Below are 17,848 nucleotides of genomic sequence, written 5' to 3' on the forward strand. Positions count from 1 at the left end.
AAAAAGCGGTTTTATGTATGGGTTTGCTGCTGGTGGCCTGCCGGCGCGAGCCACAGGCAACGCCTGACCCGCATTACGTAACCGGAGCTTCATGGCAGGCGGACGGGCGGTGGTTCTACCCGCGTGAGGATTTTGCGTGGCAGGATACAGGGCTTGCCGTACGTGACCATGGGCAGGACGGCGAACTCACCGCCGATGGCGAAGTGCGTGACAGCATGGCCATGACCGGCGCGCACCAGACCCTGCAACTACCGGCCATTGTAAGCGTAACCAATCTTGAAAACGGGCGTGAGGTGGTGGTTCGTCTGAATGACCGTGGCCCTGCACAGGCCGGACGCATGCTGTCGCTTTCAGCGCGGGCGGCTGATCTGCTGGGCATGGGAGAGGGCCCGGCCCGCGTGCGGGTTGTCGAGAACGAAGCGGAAAGCCGCAGGCTGGCGGAAATCCTGCCCGGTGCGCCGAAGCTCGAAATCAGTGCGGCCCCGCGTGAGGGTGTTACCCAGACGGACCTGTCCGGACAGGGGAGTTCTACCGTGGGTATGGCGGTGCAGGCGGGAGATGCCGCCACGCCGAAAACAGGCCTGACGCTACCCGCTCTGCCCGCCGAGGTTAGGCAGGGTTGGGCCGCGCCGGGTATGCTCTGGGTAGAGGTTATGGACCTGACATCGCGCTACAGCGCCATGGTTCAGGCAGCCCGATACGGGGGGGTGATACGCCCTGATCTGACTGCCGGACATGGCATGATGTGGGCGGTGCGCTTTGGACCGTTTACGACTATACAGGACGCGGATTCAGCGCTGAGACGGGCACTGGCCGCCGGACTGACTGGCTCTCATATCGTCGTCGAATAGGAAAACATGTTGCAGACCCGACGGTTCTTACTCACAGGGGGCGCAGCCCTTTTTTGTGGCGGTGTTTCGAGCAGCCTTGTGGCGGATGCCTGGGGCAAAACGCGTGGCCGTGCGGCAACTGCCGCAAAACAGGCCCCGGCCGATGCGCCGCCGCCCGCCCCGGCCACAACGCCCGTTGGCCCGGTCGAGACCTCCGCGCGCTGGGCCTGCATTCTTGATTACAGCAGTGGTGCGCCACTGCTGGAAAAAAATGCCGACGAGCGTATGCCCCCCTCATCACTAACCAAGATGATGACAGCCTATGTCACGTTTGGCATGCTGCGTACGGGGCGCCTGAAACTCGATCAGACCCTGCCTGTGAGTGAGCGCGCATGGCGTATGCAGGGCTCTAGAATGTTCCTGCCGCTGGGCCAGAGCGTGTCCGTGCAGGACCTTATTCAGGGCATGGTCATTCAGTCCGGTAACGATGCGTGTATTGTTCTGGCAGAGGGGATCGCCAGTTCGGAGGAGCAGTTCGTCGCGCTGATGAACGAGACCGCCGCGCGTCTGGGGCTCAGCAATTCCCACTTCATGAATGCGACCGGTTGGCCCGCGGAGGGGCATTATATGTCCGCGCGGGACGTGGCGTATCTCGCGCTGCGCCTGATTCATGATTTCCCAGAATATTACCACTTCTTTTCCGAAAAAGAGTTTTTCTACAACAATATCCGTCAGGAAAACCGCAACAGTCTGGTGGTGAAAGGTCTGGCCGACGGGCTGAAGACCGGCCACACGGATGCAGGTGGTTTTGGGCTCTGCGCCTCGTCCGAGCGTGAGGGCAGGCGGGTTATCATGGCCATTAACGGGCTTACATCCTCTGGCGAGCGTGGCCGTGAGGGTGAACGGCTCATGGGCTGGGCTTTCGCCAATTTTGAAACCGCTTGGGTTGTCCATAAAGGCGATATCGTAGAGCAGGCCCCGGTATGGATGGGGGCCGAGCGCACAGTGGCTCTGGTCGCGGCACAGGATCTGAAACTGCTTCTGCCCCATGGCTGGCGCAATGGCACCCAGCTTGCGCTGGACTATAACAGCCCGCTGGTGGCCCCCGTTACGCAGGGGCAGGTTGTGGGCCGCATTACCGTTTCTCTACCGGGCGGTAAGCAGGCGCAGGTGCCGGTTGAAGCCGCAAGCTCCGTGCCTGCTCTTGGCCTTGTCGGGCGGGCCGCGCGCAGGCTGCATCTGTAACGGGTATGTACAAGGGTGTGTTTATAACGCTTGAGGGCGGTGAAGGCGCAGGCAAGTCCACCCAGTTACGGCTGGTGGGCGAAGCCCTGCGTGAACGCGGGCATGACGTGCTGATTACGCGCGAGCCAGGAGGTTCTCCCGGCGCGGAAGACCTGCGCCAGCTCCTGCTGTTCGGCAATAATCCGCTTTCTCTGCGGGCCGAAATTCTGGCGCATTTCGCCGCACGTTACGACCATGTGGATCGTGTGATCCTGCCTGCGCTTGAAGCAGGGCAGATTGTCCTGTGTGACAGGTTTACCGATTCCACGCTGGCCTATCAGGGCTATGGCCGTGCGGCGGGGCAGGCGGATATTCTGGACTTGATCCATAACCTGACCGCTATGCTGGCCCTCCGGCCGGACAGGACTTTCCTGCTCGAAGTGCCGCGCGCCATTGCCCGCCAGAGGCTTGCCGCCCGTGCAGGACGCCCGGACCGATACGAGCAGGCGGATGAAGACTTTCATGCGCGTGTGGCGGAGGGTTTTGAGGCCATGGCCCTCCATGAGCCTGAACGGGTCAGGCGTGTGAACACGGCGCAGGAAGAGGCCGGGCAGATCAGCCACCGGATTGTGGAGGATATTCTGGCTCTGGTCTGTCAGGCGTGAGGCCGGGCATGGGGGAGACAGCCGCCATTACAGGCCCACGCCTTGCCTCGCTGGCATTGCAGGGGCACGGGACCGGGCTTGACGCATTCCGTCAGGCGCTGGAGCGGGGCTGTATGCCCCATGCGTGGCTGATTACCGGCCCGCCCGGTATTGGCAAGGCCACGTTTGCCTTTGCGCTGGGGCGTCTGTTGCTGGGTGCCACGCAGGCGGACAGCCCGGCAGGCCGGCGCGTTTCTGCTGCCACCCATGCCGACCTATTGGTGGTTGAGCGCGGTTTTGATGAAAAGCGCCAGCGCTATCGCTCCGAGATCGTTGCGGACGATGTGCGGCCCATCAATGCGTTTTTGCGCCGTACCGCAGCGGAAGGTGGCTGGCGCGTTGTTATTGTCGATGGCGCAGAATGGATGAACCGCAGTGCGGCCAATGCGCTACTGAAAATACTCGAAGAGCCCCCGCCCGCCACAATCCTGCTGCTGACAAGCTCAGCCCCCGGACGTCTGTTGCCGACTATTCGCAGCCGGTGCCGCAGGCTTGCGCTCGGAGGGCTTGATGCCCGCACCATGGTGGCGGTACTGCGCACTATAGCGCCTGAGGCCGATCCGGCTGAGCTGGAGCGCGTGACTGCGCTGGCCCATGGGGCCCCCGGCCGCGCACTTGCCCTGCTGGCCGATACGCAGGGGGAAATCGCCCGTTGTGTCGAGCGCGTATGTGCAGGTTTCAGCGCATTGGAAGGTTATGAAGTCGCGGAAATGGTTCTGCGCAAGGAATATGGTTTCGATCTGTTTTTCAGCCTGTTATCAGATCGGCTTCAGGTGGTGGCCAGACAGGCCGCGCTGAGTGGAAGCGCTCATGGTCTTGCCTGTGCGCGTGCATGGGAGACCCTTGTACGCCTATATGGTGAAACAGAGCGTTTCAACCTGGATAAACAGGAAGCCCTACTCGAAGCCATGACGATTGCGAGCCAAGCATGACCCGTCGTTTTTACGTTACTACTCCCATCTATTATGTAAACGGTGCGCCGCATATCGGGCACGCCTATACATCTATCGCGGCGGATGTCATGGCGCGGTTCCACCGTCTGGCCGGTCATGATGTGTTTTTTCTGACCGGCACGGACGAGCATGGGCAGAAGGTGGAGCAGGCAGCACAGGCCGCCGGTGTTGAGCCGCAGGCCTTTGTTGACCGTATTGCCGCTGATTTCCGCGATATGGCTGATTCCATGGCCATTTCGTATGACGATTTTATCCGCACGACCGAGCCGCGCCACGTGACCGGCGCGCAGGCCCTGTGGGAACGTGTCGCGCAGAACGATGCCATTTATCTTGGCGCGTATGAAGGTTGGTACGCCCTGCGGGATGAATGTTTCTACGGTGAGGACGAACTGACCACCGGGCCAGATGGCCAGAAGCTGGCACCCACGGGCGCTCCGGTGGAGTGGGTCAAGGAGCCCTCTTACTTCTTCCGTCTTTCCGCGTTTCAGGACCGGCTGCTGGAACTGTATGAGCAGTGCCCGGAGTTTCTGGGCCCACATGGCGCGCGTAACGAGATTATCAGCTTTGTCCGTCAGGGACTGCGAGACCTGTCAATCAGCCGCACGAGCTTTAAATGGGGTATTCCCGTTCCGGGGGATGAGGCCCATGTCATGTATGTGTGGTTTGATGCGCTGGCCAATTACCTGAGCGCGCTGGGCTTTCCTGACATGGATGGTGCACGGGCGGCCTACTGGCCAGCGGACCTGCATCTTGTCGGCAAGGACATTGCACGCTTTCACGCTGTTTACTGGCCTGCGTTCCTTATGGCTGCGGGCATTGATGTGCCCCGCCGGATTTTCGCCAATGGCTGGTGGACGGTCGAAGGCCAGAAAATGAGCAAGTCGATCGGCAATGTTATTGACCCGCGCGATCTCGTGCGTGAGTTCGGCCTTGATGCGGTGCGTTTCTTCCTCCTGCGTGAAGTGCCCTTTGGCGGGGATAGCGATCTGTCGCGCAAGGCGCTGATTACGCGCAATAATGTCGAGCTGGCCAATGATCTGGGCAACCTTGCCCAGCGCACGCTCTCACTGGTTGCGAAAAACTGCGAGGCGATGATTCCTGCGCGGGGTGAGCCAACGGTTGAGGATACGCAGCTTCTCGCACAGGTGGCGGTGCTGCCCCAGCTTATGGCAACGCAACTGGAACGCAGTGCCCTGACGGATGCGCTGGAGGATGTCTGGAAGGTTATCCGCGCTTGCAATGCGTATATCGACCATCAGGCACCTTGGGCGTTGCGCAAGACTGACACGGTGCGCATGGCCAGTGTCCTGCGGGTGCTGCTGGATGCGCTGCGGGGTATTGCCACGGTTCTTCAGCCTTTCATGCCTCAGACCATGGAGCGTATGCTCGACCAGCTTGCTGTGCAGCCCGACGAGCGGAGCCTTGCCGCACTTGAGGTGCCTCTGCCTGCAGGGCGCGCGCTTCCTGCACCACAGGGACTGTTCCCCCGCTATGTCGAGCCGGAAGCAACGCCATGAGTAGCGTCGCAAATGGAGTGGGTCAGGGCTTTTTGATCGATACCCACTGCCATCTCGATCATTTTTCCGATGAGGAACTGCCCCTCCTGCTGGATGAGGCCCGGCAGACAGGGCTTGCCGGTCTGGTTACGATCGGCACGCGCCTGTCACGTGCAGGCGAACAGCTTGCGCTGGCAGGCCATGATAAACCGGACCTGCGTGTCTGGTGCACGATTGGCACTCATCCTGACCATGTGGATGAAGAACATCTGCCCCCGGCTGAGCAGATTGCCGCCATGGCCGACAGGCCAGAGGTAATCGGCATTGGTGAAACCGGACTGGACTATTTCCATGGCGAGGACGCCATACGCCCGTTGCAGCAGGAGAGTTTTCGCCGTCATATCGCAGCGGCACGTCTGCTGGATGTGCCGGTGATCATCCATGCCCGTCAGGCGGATGACGATGTGGCGGCAGTGCTGGAAGATGAATACGCCAAAGGTGCGTTCCCTATTCTTCTGCACTGCTTTGCATCCGGGCCGGAACTGGCGCAGCGGGTGCTGGCACTTGGCGGTTATGTCAGCTTTTCGGGCATAGCAACCTTTCCCAAATGCGATGAAATTCGTGCAGTGGCCCAGAGCGTGCCGGATGAGCGGATTGTCGTGGAAACGGATGCCCCCTATCTGGCGCCGGTGCCTAGGCGCGGTAAACGCAACCAGCCCGCATGGGTGGCCTATACGGCCGAGCGTCTGGCGCAGGAGCGGGGCATGGATAAAAGCGCGTTTGCAGACCTGACAACGGCCAATTTCTTTCGCCTGTTCCGTAAGGCAATCTAGGGAGCGGGTTTATGAAAGTGGTTGTTCTGGGCTGCGGCGGCTCTGCTGGTGTACCCATGGTCGGTGGTGAAGACGGCGGAGGGGACTGGGGCGACTGCGACCCTAGCGAACCCCGCAACAGGCGCACCCGTTCCTCTATCCTCTTGCAGATGGATAATGGCGAGGCCGTGCTGATCGATACCGGGCCAGACCTGCGTGCGCAGCTTCTGGCGCAGCGTATCAGCCGCTTTCAGTCCATTATCTATACGCATGGCCATTCCGACCATGTCGATGGCATTAACGAGGTGCGTGCCGTCAACCGAGTGATAGGCCAGCCTATTAAGGCCTATGGCATGGCCGAGGTTCTGGCCGAAATTGAACAGCGCTTCAGTTTCGTGTTCAAGCCATGGAAGCCGCCGGGTTTTTTCCGGGCGGTGCTGGAGGCTCATCCTTTCGAAATCGGCAAGGAAACCGCGATAGGCAGTTATGCCTTCACGTTTATCGAGCAGCAGCACGGTTATGCTGGTTCTAGCGGCGTGCGATGCGGGAATTTTGCCTACAGCACGGATGTCGTGGAGCTTTCAGAGCAGAGCCTGAATGTGCTGGAAGGTGTGGATACTTGGATTGTGGACTGTTTTCAGCTCGCACCCCATGTGGCTCATGCCTGGCTTGACCGGGTGATGGAATGGCGTGAGCGGATAAAGCCCCGGCGCACGATCCTGACCCATATGGGGGTTGCCATGGACTGGGCATCACTCTGTGCAATTCTGCCCGATGGGGTGGAGCCTGCATATGACGGCCTGAGCATCGACCTGCCAGACCCACCACGGGCGAACAACCAGCCAGTAGCGTAAAAAGGCCATGAAGCGGGGCGGTGATGCCGCCCCGCATTCAGGCTAGCGGCTCATCAGAACGGTCAGGTCCGCGTGTTCGAGAACATGGCGGGTAACACCACCCAGAATAAGCTGGCGCAGGCGTGAGTGAGAATACGCCCCCATGGCCAGCAGGTCGGCGCCGAAATCCGTGCAGGCGGCCATAAGTCCTTTACCGACATCGCGATCCACCGGAGGGAACTCCACCGCATCGGCCTCAATGCCGTGCAGGGCCAGATAGTCCAGCACGTCCTGTGCGCTGGGGCCACGGCGCTGGTAGTCCTCGCAGTGCAGAACGCGCACGGCCTCGGCCTCGGCGGCCCATGCTAGTGCGCCATGCAGCGCGGCGGAGGATTCCGCCGTGCCGTTCCACCCGATGCACACGCGCTTGATCAGCCCCACGGGAGGCGTGCGTGGCGCCATCACTACGGGGCGGCCACTATCGAACAGCACGGCATGCAATGTTTCGGAAGAGGAAACCTCGCGGCCTGAATCCGGGTGCGGCACCAGCGTAAAATCGGACAGACGGGCGTGGGAGGGAATGATCTCGCTTTCAACGCCGCGCAGAACGGTAAAGCTGACACTGGGGAAAGGCAGGCCGTTGGCCGAATGACGCGAAACCAGCGGCACATCAGGGTTAGCTGCGGCAAAGCGCTCGAAAAGCGTGTGCACATCATGGGCATGGCGCGAGCTTTCGTGCTCCGCCGAGCGCATGAGTTCTTCCACCATCGCCCCGGACAGGCCTTCGCCCGCAAGGGGGGCAATGTCCCGTCCGTCGGTTCTGACATGTAATATGGCCAGATGCGCGCCGAAACGCCGTGCGAAATTATAGCCTCGTGTCAGGGCCGCCTCTCCATTGGAGACGCTGGGCATGGGCAGCAGGATTTTTCGCACTTCTTTCATGGGGCTTCCTTCCTTCGGGCCGTGTTTACATCTTATTACGCCAGACCATCATCGACGTTGCGCTGGATCAATGTCCAGCCGGGTTCTCTTCCGGCTGGCAGAGTGGGGGCTGATCGGGCAGGGCTGTGGCTCAGGGATAAAGGCGTGTGACCTGCCAGCCTGCATCTGCCCGCTCCCAGATTGCGCGGTCATGCAGCCTGAACGGGCGTTCCTGCCAGAATTCGAAATGTTCGGGGCTAACGCGGTAGCCGGACCAGTTGGCGGGGCGCGGAATGGCTCCTTCACCATAGCGGGCCTCTGCATTGTGCAGGCGTTCTTCAAACACCGCGCGGGAGGCCAGCGGGCGGGACTGGTCAGAGGCAATGGCTCCCAGACGCGAGACCCGGCTACGACTCGCAAAATAGGAGTCCGCCTCGGCAGGGCTCACAGGGCTGACAGGGCCTTCGATTCGGATCTGCCGGCGCAGGCCTTTCCAGTGGAACAGCAGCGCCACATGCGGATTGGCTGCTAGTTCATTACCCTTGCGGCTATCAAGGTTGGTGTAGAAAACAAAGCCACGCCGGTCCGCACCTTTGAGCAGGACTATACGGGCGGAGGGGCGGCCATCTGGTGTTGCTGTGGCCAGCACCATGGCGTTCGGGTCGTTTATTTCGGTTTTTTCCGCCTCGGCCATCCAGCTTTCAAAGAGCGTGAAAGGGTCCGCTTGCAGGTCGATCAGCGGCAGGTCATCGCGCGGGGGAGCGGAAAGAGGCGAGGGGGTATCCGTCATGGCGTTTACTCGTATGCTGCGGTTTCTACTTCACTCATACTCCCGTGAAGGGCTGCTTTGAAGTATGGGAGTAGCGTTCGGGCTTGTTTCACCGCTCCGGGTGTGCGACCAACCACGGCGCAACACCCCACTGGTTTTCACTCGCATAGGCTGAGGTTATCGCATGTCTTCTTCCCACACTGTACCGGCCGCGCAGGGCACTCTGATGAAGGGCAAGAGGGGCCTGGTGATGGGAGTTGCCAATGACAAGTCCATTGCTTGGGCCATTGCCTCCGCCGTTGCGGCGCAGGGTGGCGAACTGGCCTTTACCTATCAGGGCGATGCACTGGGCAAGCGCGTGCAGCCGCTGGCGGAAAGTATTGGCGCAAAGCTGGTGCTGCCGTGCGATGTAACGGACGATGCTGCTATCGATGCCACTTTCGACATTCTTGAAAAAGAATGGGGTGAGTTGGATTTCGTGGTGCATGCCATTGGCTGGGCGGACAAGCAGTATCTGCGTGGTCGGTATGTTGATACCCCGCGTGAAGCGTTTCTGACCGCCATGGATATTTCGTGCTTCTCTTTCACGGCGGTGGCGCAGCGCGCAGCGCGGCTGATGAAAAAAGGCGGCTCGTTGCTGACGCTGAGCTACCTTGGGGCCGAGCGCGTTATGCCGCATTACAATGTCATGGGCGTGGCCAAGGCAGCGCTTGAGGCTTCCGTGCGTTATATGGCAGCTGATTTGGGGCGTGACGCCATTCGCGTCAATGCGATTTCCGCCGGCCCGATCAAGACGCTGGCCGCCAGTGGTATTGGTGATTTCCGCTATATCCTCAAATGGAACCAGTACAACGCCCCGCTTGAGCGGAACGTGACGCTGGAGGAAGTAGGCGGGGCAGGGCTTTATATGCTCTCCGACCTGTCTTCGGGCGTGACGGGCGAGGTGCACCATGTCGATTGCGGGTACCATATGGTGGGCATGAAAAACCCTTCCGCTCCTGATCTTTCTGTTGCCTCTGACTGAGGTTTAGCCGTGTCCTACAATACGTTCGGTCATCTGTTCCGTGTCACCACCTGGGGCGAAAGCCACGGGCCTGCCATCGGGTGTGTCATTGATGGCTGTCCGCCGCGTATTCCCCTGAGCGAGGCGGATATCCAGCCGTTTCTGGACCGCCGCAAGCCCGGCCAGTCGGCGTTTACCACGCAGCGGCGCGAGGCGGATGAGGTGCGTATTCTCTCGGGTGTCTTTGAAGGACAAACGACAGGCACGCCCATTTCTCTTATGATCGAAAACACCGATCAGCGTTCACGTGATTATGGAGACATCGCCCAGAGCTACCGGCCCGGTCATGCGGATCTGACCTATGACCTGAAATACGGTATCCGTGATTACAGGGGTGGTGGTCGTTCCTCCGCGCGTGAGACGGCCTGCCGTGTCGCGGCTGGGGCTGTAGCGCGTAAGGTACTGGGCGAAGGCGTAAAAATTCGTGGTGCGCTCGTGCAGCTAGGCCCGCACGACATCGACCGCACCCGCTGGGACTGGGCTGAAGTCGAACGCAATCCGTTCTTCTCGCCTGATGAGGGTGTTGTGGCTGCGTGGGAAGCGTATCTGCATGATATCCGCAAAGCGGGTTCCTCTATCGGTGCGGTGATCGAGGTTGTGGCTGAAGGCGTGCCAGCGGGCTTGGGTGCGCCCATTTACGGCAAGCTGGATGCAGATATCGCTGCGGCGTTTATGAGCATCAATGCCGTCAAAGGTGTGGAAATTGGCGATGGTTTTGCCGCCGCATCCCTGACTGGCCCAGAAAATGCCGATGCCCTGTATAGCAAGGATGGCCAGCTTACTTTTGGGGCCAATCATGCGGGTGGTATTCTGGGCGGGATTTCCAGCGGGCAGCCAGTGGTAGCGCGTTTTGCCGTTAAGCCCACAAGCTCGATGCTGACCCCTGTGGATTCCATTACCCGCTCAGGGCAGCAAACGCAGGTGGTGACAAAAGGGCGGCATGATCCGTGCGTGGGGATCAGGGCTGTGCCGGTGGGTGAGGCCATGATGGCCTGCGTACTGGCAGACCATCTGTTGCGGCATCGGGGGCAGACGGGAGGCTGAAACTAGCCTTCCAGCTCGGCGCGAAGGGTAATTTCGGCGCGGAACAGCTTGGAAACGGGGCAGCCCGCCTTGGCTTTTTCGGCCAGAGCCAGAAACTGCTCGGCAGTGGTTCCCGGCACGTTAGCCTTTAGGGTCAGGTCAATCTGGGTAATGCCGAACCCACCATCCGTCTTGTTGAGGTGAACAGCAGCTTCTGTCTGGATAGACTGGGCTGTTAGCCCGGCTTCTCCCAGAATGAGCGAAAGCGCCATGGAAAAACAGGCGGCATGGGCGGCCCCCAGCAGCTCTTCCGGGTTGCTGCCTGCCTTGCCTTCAAAGCGGGTGGCAAAGCCATAGGGCACAGCCTGCAACGCACCGCTTTCAGTGCTGATCGTGCCGTGGCCTTCGCGGATGGAGCCTTTCCAGTGTGCGCTGCCATGCTTGGTAATTGTCATACTGCGCTTTCCATTTTCTCATATGTGCCAGCAACCGGCCCGCTTGCGCAGAACCATGGTGGGTCCTGCGTCACAGCCCAGTCAGATCGTAGAGTAACGCGCGCGCAGGGGCAGGGTTTTCAACAAACGCTGTAATCTCGCTAAGGTGAGCAGGCGCGCGATGGATATAAGCCTATACTGCGCGCAGTAATGCAGCTAGCAATTAGGCCGCCGGTTACCTGTGGCTGCAAGAGCAGGAACCCGTGGCGAAAAATAAAAGCCGCCAGTCCGCTGAATGTTGTCCTTGCGGGGCTGAGTGGCAATGCGGAGACCATGATGAGTTCCAACTCGACCGATATTGCCTCTTCTGTTGATGTTGTCCTGATTGGCGGTGGCGTCATGAGCGCCACACTCGGGACTTTGCTCCGTCAGCTTCAGCCTGACTGGAAAATCAGCATTTACGAGCGGCTCGATACTGTTGCGGAAGAAAGTTCAAACGCCTGGAACAACGCAGGCACAGGACATTCAGCCCTGTGCGAGCTCAACTACACACCGCAGGGTGCAGATGGAAAGGTCGATATTTCCAAGGCTGTTGCGGTAAATGAGCAGTTTCAGGTTTCGCGGCAGTTCTGGGCTTATCTGGTCGAAAATGGCGTTATTCCTGCCGCGGGCGATTTCCTGACGGCTGTTCCCCATATGAGCTTTGTCTGGGGGGCCGATAACGTGGCCTTCCTGCGTAAGCGGCACGAGGCGCTGTCCGCTCACCCGCTATTTGCCGGTATGGATTATTCGGAAGACCGTCAGCAGATTGCCCAGTGGGCACCGCTGATCATGCAGAACAGGCCCAAAGGTGAGCCTATTGCCGTCACCCGCAGCCTGATGGGCACGGATGTCAATTTCGGCGCGCTGACACGCCTGCTGTTCAGCTATCTGTCCGGCACAAAGGGCTGCGTGCTGCATACCCGGCACGATGTGCAGGATATCCGCCGCGATGAAGATGGCCAGTGGCGGCTGAAAGTGCGTGACCTGCGTGAAAATACCGATCGTATCGTGCGCTCGCGCTTTGTCTTTATCGGTGGTGGTGGTGCGGCTCTGACCCTGCTGCAGAAAACCGGCATTCCGCAGGCGCAGGGTGTTGGTGGCTTCCCAGTCAGCGGGCAGTTCCTGCGCTGCACCAACAAGGCGCTGATTGCCCGGCATCGCGCCAAGGTTTATGGCAAGGCTTCGGTTGGTGCGCCGCCCATGTCCGTGCCGCATCTTGATACCCGCATGATTGATGGCAAGCCTGCGCTGCTGTTCGGGCCGTATGCCGGGTTCTCTACCCGCTTTCTCAAGCAGGGTTCGCTGATGGATCTGCCGCTTTCTGTGCGGCCGGGCAATATCGGGCCAATGCTGGCCGTTGCGCGTGATAACTGGCCCCTGACAAAATATCTGATCCAGCAGGTTATGCAGTCGCAGGAAGACCGGATTGCGGCCCTGCGCGACTTTATTCCCGATGCCAAGGCAGAGGATTGGGAGCTGGTGGTGGCTGGCCAGCGTGTGCAGATTATCAAGCAGGACCCGCAGAAAGGTGGCGTGCTTCAGTTCGGTACGGAAGTCATCGCCAGTGATGATGGTTCGGTGGCAGCCCTTCTTGGTGCTTCGCCCGGCGCTTCCACGGCGGCCCCGATCATGCTCAACGTTCTGCAGAAATGCTTTGCTTCCAAAATGCCCGAATGGACCGACAGGCTTAAGGCCATGGTGCCCTCATTCGGGCAGAAGCTGGCTAACAACCCGGCTCTGTGCCAGCAGCAGTTCGATCGGACCACGAAAATTCTGGGGCTCACGCTCTAGCAGCGTATGGGAGGCCGGGTTCTTGTGATGGACCCGGCTTTCGCACCTTTTCCAGCCTGTGCCGGTGCGCTTTATTGCGGGTCGGGCAGGGTGTTCACATAAGAGTGTTCAGGTCAGATCCGAAATGCTCATATCGGCCCGTTGCCACCATGGTGTGCGGGAGAAATCCGTTTGAGGGATGAACTCTTCGGGGTCGCCCGAAAAACAAACGGTATTAGTCGGCGTTTCCTGCAAGGAAAGTTCCGTGCAGTGCAGTACACCCCCCTCGTGCTTCAGGAATGCATTGATTTTGGCCATGAGCAGGCAGGCCATAAGCTCGGTTGTAGGGTCGCCCGGGGTTACGACAATCCGACGTGCGCGCGCGGGCTCGTGCACTAGAAACCAGTCCAGCAAAGGATCATCCTGCGCCAGTTGCAGGGCATGATCGAGCTTTTCATCCACAAAGCGGTGCCATGTGCCTTTGGCCCGTTGGAATGAAATGGCCATGTTGCCCAAGCCATCAAGACGGGCAGGGGTTGTGGCGTTCAACCGCACGGTCACGAGTTCATTATGCCCATGGGGCAGGGCACAGCTTTCCGATGCCCCGTGGATCAGGCGGTGGCCCATGGAAAAGCGGCGGGTAAAAACAAGTTCAGGCATGTTCGGCTTTCCTGGCCTGATAGGCTTCCCATCCGGTTTGCCGTAGGTGGCAGGCGGGGCAGGTGCCGCACCCATAGCCCCATGGATGCAGTGTTTCGCGCTGGCCGGTATAGCAGGTATGGCTTTCCCGGTTGATCAGGGAAACAAGGTCTTGCCCGCCGAGTTCTTCCGCTAGCATCCATGTTTCCGCCTTGCTCAGCCACATGAGCGGGGTATGGATAACGTAACGCCGCTCCATGCCTAGGTTGAGTGAGACCTGAAGCGATTTGATTGTGTCATCGCGGCAGTCAGGATAGCCGGAATAATCGGTTTCGCACACGCCGGTAATAATGTGCCGGATTGTGCGCCGTGCGGCCAGTGCTGCGGCAAAGGTCAGAAATAGCAAGTTGCGGCCCGGCACAAAGGTGTTGGGTAACCCACTTTCGGTTATGGTGATTTCCGCTTCGCGGGTCAGTGCTGTTTCCGAGACCATGTGCAGGGCGTCGAGTGGCAGAGTATGGTCGGGCCCAAGGCGCTCGCGCCAGAGCGGGTTGCTGGCTGCCATGCCTTCACGCAGGGCCGCACGGCATTCCAGTTCCACCGCGTGGCGCTGTCCATAATGGAAGCCCAGTGTTTCAACGCGATTGAAACGCGCCAATGCCCATGCCAGACAGGTGGCTGAATCCTGCCCGCCGGAAAACAGCACAATGGCAGCCTCGTGTTGATCTCTTTCAGCAAGCGGCATGGCTAGGGAATTCCGGTTAGTTTGTGGGTCTGCAGGGACAGCCCCCATTGTGGGTGCGCCAGACAATACCGGATGGCAGCCTGAAGGTTCTCGGCCTGATGCGCACCATCCATAGGTTGTAGCCAGAACAGGCGGAAATCAAGCTGAGCAAGATCTGCCGGGTCCAGTCCCTGCTGTGGGTAGACCAGCTTGAGTTCCGCCCCCTGTGTCTGGAGCAAAGGCGTGCCAGCCTTGGGGCTGATGCACAGCCAGTCTATGCCTTCAGGCGCGTGGAGGGTGCCATTGCTTTCAACGGCAATGTCAAAATCCAGCGCGTGCATGGCGGCAATCAGTGGAGCATCAAGCTGGAGCAGGGGTTCTCCCCCTGTAAAAACCACCAGTTTACGGCCACCGCCTTCGGCGTTGGCGGGCCAGAAGCTGTCAATCATGCCAGCCAGTGCGGCGGCGGTTTCAAACCGGCCGCCATTATCCCCATCGGTGCCGACAAAATCGGTATCGCAAAAGCGACACTGGGCGCTTTCGCGGTCCTGCTCCCGGCCCGACCACAGATTGCAGCCGGTAAAGCGGCAGAACACGGCAACGCGCCCTGCCTGTCCTCCTTCACCCTGCAGGGTGAGGAAAATCTCCTTGACGGTATAGCTCATCCTGTCCGGGGCGGGTTACAGGCCGATACCGGTGGTGTGCATGCCCAGATTCTGCATCAGAACGCGGTCACGCTGGGCCTGCGGGTTAGGGGTGGTCAGCAGGCGTTCGCCATAGAAAATGGAGTTCGCACCGGCCAGAAAGCACAGGGTCTGTGTTTCGTCCGTCATGTTTTCGCGCCCGGCGGCCAGTCGCACGCGGCTCTTGGGCATGGTAATACGCGCAGCGGCGATCATGCGTACGAAATCAAGCGGGCTGACTTCATCCGCCTTGGCCAGAGGCGTGCCTTCAACACGGACAAGCAGGTTGATGGGAACGCTTTCCGGGTGGGTCGGCAGGTTGGCGAGCGAGGCGATCAGCCCCGCACGGTCGCTCTCACCTTCGCCCATGCCAACAATGCCGCCACAGCAGACATTGATACCGGCATCACGCACGCTGGAGAGCGTATCGAGCCGATCCTGATAGGTGCGGGTGGAAATAATCTCGCCGTAATATTCAGGAGAGGTATCAAGGTTATGGTTGTAGTAATCCAGCCCGGCATCCTTCAGGCGCAGGGCCTGCGTGTCGTCCAGCATGCCAAGGGTTACACAGGTTTCCAGCCCGAGTTCCTTTACGCCTTCGATCATGGCGCACACGGTCTCAAGATCGCGCTCCTTGGGCGAGCGCCATGCAGCCCCCATGCAGAACCGTCCAGCCCCGGCGGCTTTGGCCTTGCGGGCCTCATCCAGAACCTTTTCGACAGCCATCAGCTTTTCAGCTTTTACACTGTCTTCATGCAGCGCGCTCTGAGGGCAGTAAGCGCAGTCTTCGGGGCATCCGCCGGTCTTGATCGACAGCAGCGTGGAAATCTGGATTTCTGTCGGGTCGAACGTCGCGCGGTGGACTGTCTGCGCGCGGAACATCAGTTCAGGAAAGGGCAGGTTCAATAGGGCCTGGATTTCCGACACACTCCAGTCGTGGCGCGTGGGCGCGGGAGCAGGGGAGTGAGAAAGGGGGGATGAACCATCAGCCATAACAGCAAACCGAACCAGAATATGAAGAAAGGAGCCTGAATATAGCTCGGCTGTGTGGGCAGCACCAGCATGTAATGCCCAAATGGGGTATCGCCGGGTCTGGAATGGCGTTGAGCATGGTGTTGCGGGCACACCCGCGCCGGTCATCCTGTTTAGCTGGAACGCGGCCAATTAGCGCATAAGATATATTATGCCAACAAAATTAGGGGCGCTAAATGGTTTGGTAAACAACATTCATCTGTCGTTAATTGTAGGGCGCAAGCCTGCATTGATGGTGAAAATAAGAGTTGTTGGGATATGAATGTGTCTGTATGAAGAGTTTAATTATTTTCATTCAATCGTTCGGAAGCGGTGTATAAGGCGTGGCCACGGTTTTTGAAAGAGACGATCAGGTGCTCGAACTTGAGGCATTGCGGGATAATCCCGTAGCGTTGCTGCGCGCAGCGCAGGCCCAGTTTGGCGAGAAACTGGCGGTTTTATCTTCTTTTGGTGCGGAATCTGCTCTGCTTTTGGCCATGGTGGCCGAGGCCGATCCTGCCATGCGTGTACTGTTCCTTAATACTGGCCGCCATTTCCCGGAAACTATAGCGTACCGGCGTGATCTGGCGGCGTTTCTTGGTCTGACCAATGTTGTCGATATTGATCCAGATCCCGCGCGCGTAGCCCAGAACGACCCCACGGGCGAACTCTGGGCGTTCGATCCTGATGCGTGCTGTGCCTTGCGTAAGGTGGAGCCCCTGCGTCTGGCTTCTCTGGGGTATGAGGCCATGGTGACGGGCCGCAAGCGCGGTCAGGCCTCTACTCGTTCGCAGATGGACGTTGTGGAACGTCGCGAGGATGGCCAGATCAGAATCAACCCGCTGGCCTACTGGAGCGCTGATGAAATTCAGGCCGAAATGGCACGGCGCGGCCTGCCCCCTCACCCACTGGTGAGTGAAGGGTATCCGTCAATCGGGTGCGAGCCCTGCACCGCACCTGTAGGTGGCGGGGAGGATGCCCGGGGTGGTCGCTGGGCGGGACTGAACAAGACCGAGTGTGGTATTCATGTCAGTTAGTCTTCTGACGGTCTGAATATCTGGGTGCCCAGTGCACGTTTTCATTCTTCATGCAGCCCGAGAACGGGGTTACGGATACTATGGATCATCTTGATCAATTGGAAGCTCAGAGCGTTTTCATTCTGAGGGAAGCCTATCGCAAGCTCAAGCCGCTGGCCATGCTGTGGTCTTTGGGTAAGGATTCGAACGTCATGGTCTGGCTGGCCAAGAAGGCGTTCATGGGGCGTGTGCCGTTCCCCGTCATGCACGTGGATACGGGCAAGAAATTCCCCGAAATGTACCAGTTCCGCGATGAGTACACCAAAAAATGGGAACTGGACCTGCTGCTGGGTGACTGCCCGCCGGTTGAAGAGATGGACCCCTCCCTGCCGCCGGCCGCGCGTTCCGCTGCCCGTAAAACCGCGGGTCTGGCTACCATGATCGAAAAGCACAAGCTGCAGGGCGTAATCGCGGGTATCCGTCGTGATGAGCAGGGCACTCGTGCGAAAGAACGCGTGTTCAGCCCGCGTGGCGCGAGCCATAAATGGGATATCCGTAACCAGCCGCCCGAGTTCTGGGACCAGTATGCCACCCCGCACGAGGAAGGCATGCATATCCGTGTCCATCCCCTGCTGTCCTGGCGTGAAATCGATATCTGGCGCTACATCGAGCGTGAAGGCATTCCGCTGGTTGACCTGTATTTCGCCAAAGACGGCAAGCGTTATCGCTCGCTGGGTGATTCCGATATTACATCTCCGGTTGAGAGCAATGCCTCCACCGTGGCGGAAGTGATCGAGGAACTGGAAACGACCAAAACATCCGAACGTGCGGGCCGCGCCATGGATCATGAGTCCGAGGATGCCTTCGAACGCCTGCGAGTGGCGGGCTATCTCTGATTACG

General features: G+C 59.6%; 19 protein-coding genes. 12 read left to right on the forward strand and 7 right to left on the reverse strand.

Features of this window, described 5'->3' with window-relative positions; all coding sequences use genetic code 11:
- The first annotated feature begins 17 nt into the window (after nucleotides 1-17).
- From ABF757_RS00390 to ABF757_RS00420, 7 genes are read left to right on the forward strand one after another with little or no spacing between them, the layout of a single operon-like run.
- On the forward strand, nucleotides 18-851 hold the full coding sequence (locus ABF757_RS00390) for a septal ring lytic transglycosylase RlpA family protein (protein WP_415480445.1): 834 nt from the start codon (nucleotides 18-20) through the stop codon (nucleotides 849-851).
- A 6-nt stretch (nucleotides 852-857) separates the two neighbouring features.
- Nucleotides 858-2,075: a D-alanyl-D-alanine carboxypeptidase family protein gene (locus ABF757_RS00395; protein ID WP_415480446.1), complete on the forward strand. Its 1,218-nt coding sequence runs from the start codon at nucleotides 858-860 to the stop codon at nucleotides 2,073-2,075.
- A 5-nt stretch (nucleotides 2,076-2,080) separates the two neighbouring features.
- Nucleotides 2,081-2,719 (forward strand): dTMP kinase, encoded by a 639-nt coding sequence (gene tmk, locus ABF757_RS00400; protein ID WP_415480447.1) that lies wholly within the window; start codon nucleotides 2,081-2,083, stop codon nucleotides 2,717-2,719.
- A gap of 26 nt (nucleotides 2,720-2,745) precedes the next feature.
- On the forward strand, nucleotides 2,746-3,690 hold the full coding sequence (locus ABF757_RS00405; RefSeq protein ID WP_415480520.1) for a DNA polymerase III subunit delta': 945 nt from the start codon (nucleotides 2,746-2,748) through the stop codon (nucleotides 3,688-3,690).
- Nucleotides 3,687-5,228, forward strand: coding sequence for a methionine--tRNA ligase (gene metG / locus ABF757_RS00410; RefSeq protein ID WP_415480448.1), 1,542 nt, complete (start codon nucleotides 3,687-3,689; stop codon nucleotides 5,226-5,228). Before ABF757_RS00405 ends, metG begins: the two co-directional genes overlap by 4 nt.
- Nucleotides 5,225-6,040, forward strand: a complete 816-nt coding sequence (locus tag ABF757_RS00415; RefSeq protein ID WP_415480449.1) for a TatD family hydrolase — start codon at nucleotides 5,225-5,227, stop codon at nucleotides 6,038-6,040. Before metG ends, ABF757_RS00415 begins: the two co-directional genes overlap by 4 nt.
- Before the next feature lie 11 nt (nucleotides 6,041-6,051).
- Nucleotides 6,052-6,873 carry an MBL fold metallo-hydrolase gene (locus tag ABF757_RS00420; RefSeq protein ID WP_415480450.1) on the forward strand — a complete coding sequence of 274 codons (822 nt, stop codon included), beginning with the start codon at nucleotides 6,052-6,054 and terminating at the stop codon, nucleotides 6,871-6,873.
- Nucleotides 6,874-6,915: 42 nt separating this feature from the next.
- Here ABF757_RS00420 and ABF757_RS00425 read toward each other — a convergent pair whose 3' ends face one another.
- Together ABF757_RS00425 and pdxH are read right to left on the reverse strand one after the other, a co-directional pair.
- Entirely contained in the window at nucleotides 6,916-7,794 is an 879-nt protein-coding gene (locus tag ABF757_RS00425; RefSeq protein ID WP_025859635.1) for a universal stress protein, read from the reverse strand.
- Between the two features lie 130 nt (nucleotides 7,795-7,924).
- On the reverse strand, nucleotides 7,925-8,563 hold the full coding sequence (pdxH, locus tag ABF757_RS00430; RefSeq protein WP_415480451.1) for a pyridoxamine 5'-phosphate oxidase: 639 nt from the start codon (nucleotides 8,561-8,563) through the stop codon (nucleotides 7,925-7,927).
- 163 nt (nucleotides 8,564-8,726) lie between these two features.
- Here pdxH and fabI point away from each other — a divergent pair, with 163 nt between their 5' ends.
- Both fabI and aroC read left to right on the forward strand, forming a co-directional pair.
- Nucleotides 8,727-9,566 carry an enoyl-ACP reductase FabI gene (fabI, locus tag ABF757_RS00435; protein WP_025859637.1) on the forward strand — a complete coding sequence of 280 codons (840 nt, stop codon included), beginning with the start codon at nucleotides 8,727-8,729 and terminating at the stop codon, nucleotides 9,564-9,566.
- A 9-nt stretch (nucleotides 9,567-9,575) separates the two neighbouring features.
- Nucleotides 9,576-10,649, forward strand: coding sequence for a chorismate synthase (gene aroC, locus ABF757_RS00440; protein ID WP_415480452.1), 1,074 nt, complete (start codon nucleotides 9,576-9,578; stop codon nucleotides 10,647-10,649).
- Between the two features lie 2 nt (nucleotides 10,650-10,651).
- Here the strand turns inward: aroC and ABF757_RS00445 are convergent, their stop codons facing one another.
- Nucleotides 10,652-11,083 carry an OsmC family protein gene (locus ABF757_RS00445; RefSeq protein ID WP_415480453.1) on the reverse strand — a complete coding sequence of 144 codons (432 nt, stop codon included), beginning with the start codon at nucleotides 11,081-11,083 and terminating at the stop codon, nucleotides 10,652-10,654.
- 189 nt (nucleotides 11,084-11,272) lie between these two features.
- Here ABF757_RS00445 and ABF757_RS00450 point away from each other — a divergent pair, with 189 nt between their 5' ends.
- Complete coding sequence (locus ABF757_RS00450; RefSeq protein ID WP_415480454.1) at nucleotides 11,273-12,895, forward strand: malate:quinone oxidoreductase; 1,623 nt, start codon at nucleotides 11,273-11,275, stop codon at nucleotides 12,893-12,895.
- A 108-nt stretch (nucleotides 12,896-13,003) separates the two neighbouring features.
- Here the strand turns inward: ABF757_RS00450 and ABF757_RS00455 are convergent, their stop codons facing one another.
- Genes ABF757_RS00455 through bioB form a run of 4 tightly spaced genes read right to left on the reverse strand, consistent with a single transcriptional unit; the run spans nucleotide 13,004 to nucleotide 15,913 of the window.
- Nucleotides 13,004-13,534 carry a 6-pyruvoyl trahydropterin synthase family protein gene (locus tag ABF757_RS00455; RefSeq protein WP_415480455.1) on the reverse strand — a complete coding sequence of 177 codons (531 nt, stop codon included), beginning with the start codon at nucleotides 13,532-13,534 and terminating at the stop codon, nucleotides 13,004-13,006.
- A complete protein-coding gene (queC, locus tag ABF757_RS00460; protein ID WP_025859640.1) occupies nucleotides 13,527-14,258 on the reverse strand; it encodes a 7-cyano-7-deazaguanine synthase QueC in 732 nt (243 codons plus the stop codon). Before queC ends, ABF757_RS00455 begins: the two co-directional genes overlap by 8 nt.
- Nucleotides 14,259-14,260: 2 nt before the next feature.
- Nucleotides 14,261-14,902 carry a 7-carboxy-7-deazaguanine synthase gene (gene queE / locus ABF757_RS00465; RefSeq protein ID WP_415480456.1) on the reverse strand — a complete coding sequence of 214 codons (642 nt, stop codon included), beginning with the start codon at nucleotides 14,900-14,902 and terminating at the stop codon, nucleotides 14,261-14,263.
- A gap of 15 nt (nucleotides 14,903-14,917) precedes the next feature.
- Nucleotides 14,918-15,913 carry a biotin synthase BioB gene (gene bioB / locus ABF757_RS00470; RefSeq protein WP_025859642.1) on the reverse strand — a complete coding sequence of 332 codons (996 nt, stop codon included), beginning with the start codon at nucleotides 15,911-15,913 and terminating at the stop codon, nucleotides 14,918-14,920.
- Between the two features lie 362 nt (nucleotides 15,914-16,275).
- Here bioB and ABF757_RS00475 point away from each other — a divergent pair, with 362 nt between their 5' ends.
- The gene (locus tag ABF757_RS00475; protein ID WP_415480457.1) at nucleotides 16,276-16,968 is read left to right on the forward strand and encodes a phosphoadenylyl-sulfate reductase; all 693 of its coding nucleotides are present in this window, start codon (nucleotides 16,276-16,278) and stop codon (nucleotides 16,966-16,968) included.
- An 80-nt stretch (nucleotides 16,969-17,048) separates the two neighbouring features.
- Complete coding sequence (gene cysD / locus ABF757_RS00480) at nucleotides 17,049-17,843, forward strand: sulfate adenylyltransferase subunit CysD (protein WP_415480458.1); 795 nt, start codon at nucleotides 17,049-17,051, stop codon at nucleotides 17,841-17,843.
- Nucleotides 17,844-17,848 lie beyond the last annotated feature (5 nt).

The organism is Acetobacter papayae (assembly GCF_047721125.1).
Lineage (GTDB): Bacteria > Pseudomonadota > Alphaproteobacteria > Acetobacterales > Acetobacteraceae > Acetobacter > Acetobacter papayae.